Raw genomic sequence first — 8,844 nt, 5'->3', positions numbered from 1 at the left:
CAGCTATTGGTCTTAAGCCTCTTAATGCGGTACCAATTCCCTGTCCGATTATTGTACATTCACGAATACCGGTATCCATCACCCTCAAATCGCTATACTTTTCCTGCAAACCTGCAAAGGCTTGATTTACATCACCTATTTTTCCAACATCCTCACCAAAAGCAAAAACTTTTTGGTCGCGAGCTAAAGCAGCATCAAAGCAAGCTTGTAAAACTTCTCTACCATCTACTTTTTTAGGGTCATTGGAATACTCTGCATCTATCACCTCCACTTTTAAAGCTGATTCATCTGACTCACTGTATAAATGAGAACTATAGCGATCATGCCCTTCTTCATTTACAGCTTTCAACCAGTTAATAAGCTTTTGTTTAGCTTCTCCTTGATGTTTTATAACTAATCGCAAAGATTTTTTAACAGCTTTTATATTATCTAGTCGCAATGGATTCATAGCTGATTTCAACTCCTGTCCAATTTCTGAAATCTCATTTTGACCAGTTTCTTCTGCTAAAGCATTCAACAAGCCTAAAGCTTCTTTTTGCTGATCTTTAATTTCACCAATAAAAGCTTTCCAAGCAGCATCTTTAGCATCTTTAGCAGTTTTCTTTGCCTCGTTTTCTATCTCATCTAATTCCTTTTCTGAAGCAATTTTATTTTCAAGAATATATTTTCTGAATTGGGTCAAGCAATCACGTTCTGTTTCCCAGTCTAATCTTTCTTGTGATTTATAACGCTCATGAGATCCTGAGGTAGAATGCCCTTGAGGCTGTGTCATTTCCAAAACATGCACTATTGAAGGCACGTGTTCTTCACGAGAAATTTTTGCTGCTTTTTGATAAGTATCTATCAAAGCTTCGTAATCCCAACCTCTAACTGTTAAGATTTCATATCCATTTTTATCTTTTGTTCTTTGAAATCCAGCCAAGGCTTCTGATATACTACCTTTTGTAGTATGAAATTCCTGCGGCACACTAATCCCGTAATGATCATCCCAAATGGACATCAACATCGGAATTTGTAACACTCCAGCTGCATTAATGGATTCATAAAACATACCTTCTGAGGTAGAAGCATTTCCTATAGTTCCGAAGGCTACTTCATTTCCATTGATGGAATATTGCTCAAACTCTTTTTTATTTAATTCTTTATTATTTCTGAATAATTTTGAAGCAAATGCTAATCCTACCAATCTCGGCATTTGTGCTGCTGTTGGTGAAACGTCAGAAGAACTGTTTTTGCTTTCTGTCAGTTTTGTGTATTTCCCTGCTTCATCCAACATTCTAGTGGCGAAATGTCCATTCATTAATCGACCAGCAGAAGCAGGATCAGCATTAACGTCTGTATGGGCATAAAGCTGAGCAAAATATTCTTGTATGCCTAACTCACCAATGGCAAACATGAAAGTTTGGTCACGGTAATAACCAGAACGAAAATCACCATTCTTAAAAGACTTAGCCATAGCCAGCTGAGCCAATTCCTTTCCGTCACCGAAAATTCCAAATTTAGCTTTGCCCATGAAAACTTCCTTACGCCCCATCAAACTTGCATGCCTACTCTCCCATCCTAAACGGAAATCATTTAAAACTTCCTCTTTAGAAATACTAGTTTTATTCTTTTTATTGCTTTTGGCAGTTGTCATCAGCTTAGTGTTTTATTAAGAAAATACAATCTTACCTTAAAGTAAGTTCAACAAAAATAACCAAAATGATGAGGCTTTCAAAGCCTAATTTGACAGTTAAGCCTAACAAGTGTTTGGAAAGCATAAGTCAGTTTATATTTTTGGCTTTTAACATTCTGTCAAAATAATATTCTACCAAATAAACACTAAGTATAAGTATTCAAAATAAAATATTAATTTGATTTTGAAATTATAAAATAAAGTAACTTAAAAAACTAAGAGCAAAGACTGTAAATTATATAGTTTACTTTATATTTGCCCCCAATTAGGAAACATTAAAATTATTTTGTTATGATCATTGGGGTACCAAAAGAAATCAAAAACAACGAAAACCGTGTCGCCTTGACACCGGCCGGTACACAAGAGTTGGTCAAAAGAGGCCACCAAGTATTTGTACAGGCTACTGCCGGAGAAGGTAGTGGTTTTTTGGATGAAGATTATGTTGAATCAGGTGCTCAGATTTTACCTGACATTCAAAGCACTTATGCGAAAGCAGAGATGATTATGAAGGTAAAAGAGCCTATCGAAGAGGAATATGACTTGATTAAGGAAGATCAATTAGTCTTTACCTATTTCCATTTTGCAGCTTATGAGGGTTTAACCAAAGCAATGATCAAAAATAAGTCGATTTGTTTGGCTTATGAAACGGTAGAGAAAACCGATAAAAGTTTACCCCTTTTGGTACCGATGTCAGAAGTAGCTGGAAGAATGGCTATTCAAGAAGGTGCCAAATATTTAGAGAAACCATTGAAAGGTAGAGGTATTTTGCTAGGTGGCGTACCAGGTGTTAGACCAGCAAAAGTAATGATTTTAGGTGGAGGAGTTGTTGGGACAAATGCTGCTAAAATGGCTGCTGGTATGGGCGCTGATGTTACTATCATGGATGTTAACTTACAGCGTTTACGTTATTTGGATGATGTAATGCCTGCTAACGTGAATACTTTCATGTCAAATGAATACAACATTCGTGAAATGCTCCATAGAGTTGATTTAATTGTTGGTGCTGTGTTAATCCCAGGAGGAAAAGCTCCTCATTTGATTACACGTGATATGTTGAAAGAAATGAGACCAGGTACGGTACTTGTTGACGTTGCAGTGGATCAAGGTGGATGTATTGAAACTTGTAAACCGACCACTCACGAAGATCCTACATATATCATTGATGATGTAGTTCATTACTGTGTTGCTAATATGCCGGGCGCAGTTCCTTATACTTCTACTTTGGCATTAACTAATGCAACACTTCCTTATGCTATTCAATTAGCTAATAAAGGATGGGTAAAAGCTTGTCAGGAAAATAGAGAATTAGCTTTAGGCTTAAATGTTATAAAAGGAGATGTGGTTTATGATGCAGTTGCCGAAGCTTATGACTTAGAGCATGTTCCTTTTGAAAAATATTTAGGAGATGTTTGGGGTAAATTGAAAGATTAAACATTTGAATTCAAAATAAATAAAAAGCCTTTTTGTAGTAATGCGGAAAGGCTTTTTTTGTTTTACTCAGAGTCTTCAAAGACTCCTCTTGATTAATACTACAAACCTTCAAAACCAAATAATATTTGCTCGAAGAGGGCGGGCAGGAGGACAAAAAGGCGGGCCAGCGTTGGCATGTAGCGATGAAGCATCTTTTTGTCTTGATTTTTTCTTTCTTTTTGATCAAACAAAAAGGAAAAGTAGAAACTACAAAATATAATTTTGGGTATAAATCTATATTTAATATCTAAAACCTCAGATTTCCCCTAATTCAAAGCTTTTTGAGGTTTTAAATATGATAAAATTTCAGAATTAGGACTTTATTTTTGCTTTAATAAAAATTAGAGTTTCATTTTTATTTTCAAGAGAACCTTTCAAATTATAACAAGCTGTTAATAATATAATCTGTGTATCACTTTTACAAGTAAAAGTTTGTTCTAAATCAGTTCCCATAGATCTCATCGCTAAAATTCCTAGTATCAATCACCTTGAGGATTGTCTTCATAAAATGCTGTTTGGCAAATTGAAATAATTTTTTGGAATTAGAGGCTGAAATAAAAGAATTAGTAGCAAAGTGCTAATCACTCAAATTTCTGCCACACACTTTAATTCAATGGCTATCGGTGTTGGCAATGCATTTATCTCAATAGTAGTCCTACAAGGTTGAATATCTTTGAAATATTCAGCATAAACTTTATTGAAAGTGGAAAAATCATCGTTCATATTAGTCAAGAAAACCTGAACATCCACCAGTTTATCCCAGCTGCTTCCGCAATCTTCTAAAATCATTCGAACATTCTCAAAAACTGATTTGCATTGAGTTTCAATATCATAAGAAACTATATCTCCTTTATCATTCAGCTTCACACCTGGAATACTTTTACTATCCTTTTTTCTGGGACCTACACCCGAAAGAAATAATAAATTACCCACCTTACGTGCATGAGGATATAATCCAACAGGTAAAGGGGCTCGATCCGAATTTCTGATATTTTCTTTCATTATGCCAAAGTTTTTGGTATTTGATTCTTTACTCGCTTTGCCTGATTAATATGACGCTTGGTATGACGCATCATGATATATAATTGCTCGCCAACATTAAATTTCAATAATTTACTGATTGGACTATAAGTATGTACATGCTGATGATCATATGCACAGGCTTTTAATGCTACACCTACGATTTCATTCTGTAATCTTATAAATTCTTCAACAGTTTCCGTTCCGCTTTCCACCTTGTTTTCCTTTATAGGCTTAAAAATCTTTGGTGCAGGCACCTTCCACTTATATTTTGGATCAACTGCATATAGAAATAATTTTCCAGTTATGGAAAAGCTGATTGGATATTCAATAGTTTTGACTTCTGCTTTTTGCAGGCGTTTCTCTATGTCTTTTATATAAATTGAATTGGCAATGATGATATGTTGCAAACATTCCGTTATTGACCATTTATCAGGTGCAGGCTTCCAAACTAACTCTTCTTCACTCAAATCTTGAAACTCATGGTTTGTAGTTTCTTCTATTTCTTTTAAATCTTTGATTACATCTTTAAGCCAAATCATAGTCCATTATCGTAAATGAGAGGGAAAAGTTAAGGAAAAATCGACTTTTAATTCCTACTATCTATAACTTATTTCTGATGAATTCATCAATTTGAGTTGAATACCAACCTCCAAATCCAGATTTTTTTATTTCATGCTGAAACCCCATTAAATGTCCGCCATCAAAAATCTGAATTACTGCTATTGGGCTAAGTTCATCTTCAATTGATTTTGCAACTTCCGTAGTTGTGATTTCATCTTTGCTTCCTGCAAAAAGCAAAATCGGAACGTCTATTGCTTTCCACTTTTGGGTGTATTTTGCAGATGGAATGGGAGAAAAAGTTTCTTTCCCTTTTAGAGCTTTTAATCTTTCAATATGCTCATTAGGGCTATAAACGAATCCATCATAAATCAGAAAATCAATTTCACTTTTGATATCTTCAAAGGCAAATGTAGTCACCATACTGCCCATAGACGATGCCCAAATCCCCAAACTTCCATCTTCAAATCTATTTTCAGCAAAATTCACTATTGCCACTAAATCCGTAGCAAATTCCAAATGAAACAAATTGTCTTTCTTAATATCAAAATCAGAACTTTTACCAAAACCTCTGTAATCAAAAGTGATTACCGTATATCCTAAATTTGCTAAAATAGAAGCATGTAAGACATAATACGACATATTTCCTGCATCAGGATATGCTAAAATCAGCACTTCATCTTTTTGACTCTCAGAATTAGGTGCATAGATCCAAGTATTTAAATCATAACCATCCTCCGTACTAATAATCAATTGTTCGTAATCCCAGCCAATAGAGTCAGGGGTTAAATCATATTCCCTGTCTGGGTCAATGGCTAATAGGTTTAGTGGGAGAAAAAGTAGGGAGAAGAATTTTTTCATAGTTTTCGAAATTATCTGTAATTCTTTTTCGATTTAATGAAATTAACGTCTAACCTATGGTAATATTGAACCTTCCTTCATAAATATTGCGTTTCTAAAATAATTCTTAATTTTATTAAAAAAGAATTATGGCTTTATCATTAACAGCTAAAACAATAGATAAGTATTTTGGATTTCTCTCACGACTTGACAATCGCTCTAAGAAAAACTTGATTATCAAGCTGACTGAATCTATCGAAGAAAAAGAAAAAAAGACAGTCAGTTTAAAAGATTTATCAGGAGCATGGGAAGATTCTCGTGATTCAGATGAAATTATTGCAGAAATCAGAAAATCAAGAGTTGAAGAATAGCTGATTAATTTGATAAAGATTTAAATGCTTCCGAAATCATCAACCTAAGCCATGAAATTTATTTGAGGATGATCGCTTTTAAAGAAAGGTCGTTTGACTAAAGACACTTTCAGGGCTTTTTGCCTATTTGCAATAATTTCAATAACTTTTAGAATACATTTACTAAAAGTTTGATTTTGTTCGACATTAAATTACCTTTATAAAAATTAATATATATTACATTTATCAACAAACATTTTTAAAGTAATAAAACCAAAACCTTATGCCCCGTCCTCCCCCATGATATTCATTTATAGAAATTTTAAAATAAGTCAAAGTAAAACCTATACAATTTTTTTATAAAATGAACCAATTAATCAAAAACACTACATTAATAATTCTTATAGTTTTAACAATCTCTTGTCAAGAAAATAAGGAATTCGAGAAATTAACCGAGAACGTTAACATAAAATCTGATCAATTAGAATTTTATGATAAAGAAAATAACAACAATAAAAACCGAAACAAAATAACAAAAAACCTAGCTAAAGCTTTAAATAATGTTGATTTCAGAAATTATATACACGAAGAGGTAAAAAAGGAAATTGATGGCGATTATAATTTCTATCTACGAAAATTATTTGAAGATTCTAAAAAAGAAAATTTTCAATTTAAAGAGGAAGTTGAAGCGATTCTGTTGCTTTCTAAAAACAATTCTAATAAAGAGTTAGCTGAAATTGAAATGAATGATCCTAATTTAACAATTAGCATCCCAATTAATTTTGAAAAATGGAATCCCGAAACTGAAATACCTAACGTCTATTACCTTCCAAACAAATTTGATGAAAAGGAATTAAAATTCTTGAAAGGTTATGATAATCAAGGAAAAAAAATAAAAATAGATGCAAATGACCCACCACAGGGTCCTGTGGTAGTCTTGAGGAAATCTGAAAGTGTACCAGATAATTTTGATTATAAAGGACAAAAAACAAACGATGCTTTGAGAAACGAAATTTCTAGTAGAAGTACTATTGACGGGTCTGCTTTAGAACCAATTGAGGGGCCTATTAAAGAACCAATACTTTTAGACCCAATAGAATGCGAATACGAAAGTGTACCTGGGAAAATTGAATCTGGATCTGCAACACGCTCTGGAAATTACCTGCAATTAAATTGGACTGCGGCAAGCAATGCAGTATCGTATAGAATTTATAAATATTCAGATTATACAGCTAGCTATAGTTTAATTGGTACTACTGAATCTACCTACTTCAATTATTCGCCCTCAATAAATGATGCAGTATCTTACTACAAAATTGAAGCCTATAATTGCAAAGGCATTTCTTTTATTGGTATTTCAACTGACCATTGTTTACCTGAAATTCCAATGGCAACAGCAGTAAGTCCTAAACCAACAGGTATAGAAGTACAATGGAATAAAGTGGACAATGCATCTGGATATCATTTAGATTATTGGGCCGATGGAGAAGCAAATCGCAGAAGAAAAACCATTAACTCAGGCAATACTTTAAACGGAACGATCACAGGTTATTCTTCTGGTCAACACATTAATATTTATTTGAGCGCGTTTAATCAATGTGGGCGATTACAATCTTCTAAATTAATAGGTACTTATTACTCCAAGAGAAGCACTGACAAATATTTCACTATTGATCACATTAAATATCAAAATAAAGTGGAGCCTTGGTATTTAGGAAAGTTAGACTGGCGCGTTAGACTGGTGTTACAAACAGAGAATAATCCAGAGTCGGGAACTTACAACCAGCAGTTTGAATTTAAAACAACAAACTACAATGATTGGGGATTTGGTGACAATAACAATACTGTAACAGCTGACGTGAATAAAAAGCTTTTACGATGGGACGCAGAAGATGATGGATATATCTGTGTATTCGGTATAATTGAGGTTGACTATTTAGGAGGAGAAGGTAATTCTGAATTAAAATTAGATGCAAAAGTAAAACTAACAGGGACTAAGGATACCAAGTGGGGCAATGCGGAGGGAACCGTTGATGCCGGTTGGTCGGGTGTTATAAATTTTAGAAATATTGAAGACGAAGTTTGGGACCCTCATTATATGTACCATTGGCAAGACCCTGAAAAAACTTACACCTTTTCCGAACGAAATCATTCTAAAGGAGAAATAGACGTGAAATTCACAGAATCTTACTGAAGAAAAGAACATGAAAAGCTTTATTTTAGGATTATCATTAATTGTGATCATTTTTGCATGCCCAGCCTGCGAAAAAAAAGAGAGTTATTATGCACTAACCACATTTGAACTTGATAGCGCAAATGTTAACAAAGGCACTCAAGTTTTAAATGCAGTAAGTATTGGAAGTATTGAGCAATTTCAATCAACAGCTTTCCGGGCTCAAAATGGATTGAGAGGTGTAGAAGGAGATTGGGAATATGATCTAAACATTGCACATCTGGACGGCTCATTTCGTGGAACTGGTGAGTATACTAAAGAAGATAATATTGATATTAGATTTGTTCATTTTGATTATTATGACGAACATCCGACTGATAAATCATATGCTTATACTGTGATTGATAGCCTTTGGTTGAATTACACTACAGTCAACAAGGATATAATAAAAGGTGAATTTTTTATAAAAGTTAGTTCCGAAAAAGACCCTTCAGTAACTTATACTTTAAGCGAAGGAGCGTTTGAATTCTCGAATTATGAAGATAGGTTTTATTAGGGATTATATTTACAAATAAAACAAGAGGAAAGCCTGCATAAAGATTATGTAGGCTTTTTTAATATATTTATTCAATACCGTCCTAAATAAAAGAGAGGGGTTTAAGTTTTATACCAAAATATTAATTTTGGGTTGACACAAAAACCAAAAAACCCCTCATGAGCAATATTACACTTTTTGCACAGATTATTAAAAAAAT

General features: G+C 33.6%; 8 protein-coding genes. 4 read left to right on the top strand and 4 right to left on the bottom strand.

The window, feature by feature from the left end:
• A partial coding sequence (locus tag Q0L29_RS04310; protein WP_296619387.1) for a thiamine pyrophosphate-dependent enzyme occupies window positions 1–1,636 on the bottom strand: 1,636 nt, incomplete at its 3' end.
• Window positions 1,637–1,966: 330 nt separating this feature from the next.
• On the opposite strand from Q0L29_RS04310, the gene ald reads away from it, so the two are divergent.
• On the top strand, window positions 1,967–3,106 hold the full coding sequence (gene ald, locus Q0L29_RS04305) for an alanine dehydrogenase (protein WP_296619385.1): 1,140 nt from the start codon (window positions 1,967–1,969) through the stop codon (window positions 3,104–3,106).
• A 624-nt stretch (window positions 3,107–3,730) separates the two neighbouring features.
• On the opposite strand, the gene Q0L29_RS04300 is transcribed toward ald, so the two are convergent.
• The 3 genes from Q0L29_RS04300 to Q0L29_RS04290 form a co-directional block, all read right to left on the bottom strand.
• On the bottom strand, window positions 3,731–4,147 hold the full coding sequence (locus Q0L29_RS04300) for a RidA family protein (RefSeq protein ID WP_296619383.1): 417 nt from the start codon (window positions 4,145–4,147) through the stop codon (window positions 3,731–3,733).
• Complete coding sequence (locus Q0L29_RS04295; protein ID WP_296619382.1) at window positions 4,147–4,707, bottom strand: DinB family protein; 561 nt, start codon at window positions 4,705–4,707, stop codon at window positions 4,147–4,149. Before Q0L29_RS04295 ends, Q0L29_RS04300 begins: the two co-directional genes overlap by 1 nt.
• A gap of 61 nt (window positions 4,708–4,768) precedes the next feature.
• A complete protein-coding gene (locus Q0L29_RS04290) occupies window positions 4,769–5,587 on the bottom strand; it encodes an alpha/beta fold hydrolase (RefSeq protein ID WP_296619379.1) in 819 nt (272 codons plus the stop codon).
• A gap of 128 nt (window positions 5,588–5,715) precedes the next feature.
• Between Q0L29_RS04290 and Q0L29_RS04285 the strand changes: the two genes are divergently transcribed.
• The 3 genes from Q0L29_RS04285 (at window position 5,716) to Q0L29_RS04275 (ending at window position 8,645) form a co-directional block, all read left to right on the top strand.
• A complete protein-coding gene (locus tag Q0L29_RS04285; protein ID WP_296619378.1) occupies window positions 5,716–5,937 on the top strand; it encodes a hypothetical protein in 222 nt (73 codons plus the stop codon).
• Between the two features lie 343 nt (window positions 5,938–6,280).
• Window positions 6,281–8,110, top strand: coding sequence for a hypothetical protein (locus Q0L29_RS04280; protein ID WP_296619376.1), 1,830 nt, complete (start codon window positions 6,281–6,283; stop codon window positions 8,108–8,110).
• Window positions 8,111–8,120: 10 nt separating this feature from the next.
• Window positions 8,121–8,645, top strand: a complete 525-nt coding sequence (locus Q0L29_RS04275) for a hypothetical protein (protein ID WP_296619375.1) — start codon at window positions 8,121–8,123, stop codon at window positions 8,643–8,645.
• Window positions 8,646–8,844: the final 199 nt, after the last annotated feature.

The organism is Marivirga sp., from assembly GCF_024636815.1.
In the GTDB taxonomy this organism is placed as follows: domain Bacteria; phylum Bacteroidota; class Bacteroidia; order Cytophagales; family Cyclobacteriaceae; genus Marivirga.
This window is presented reverse-complemented; position numbering and strand designations above follow the sequence as displayed.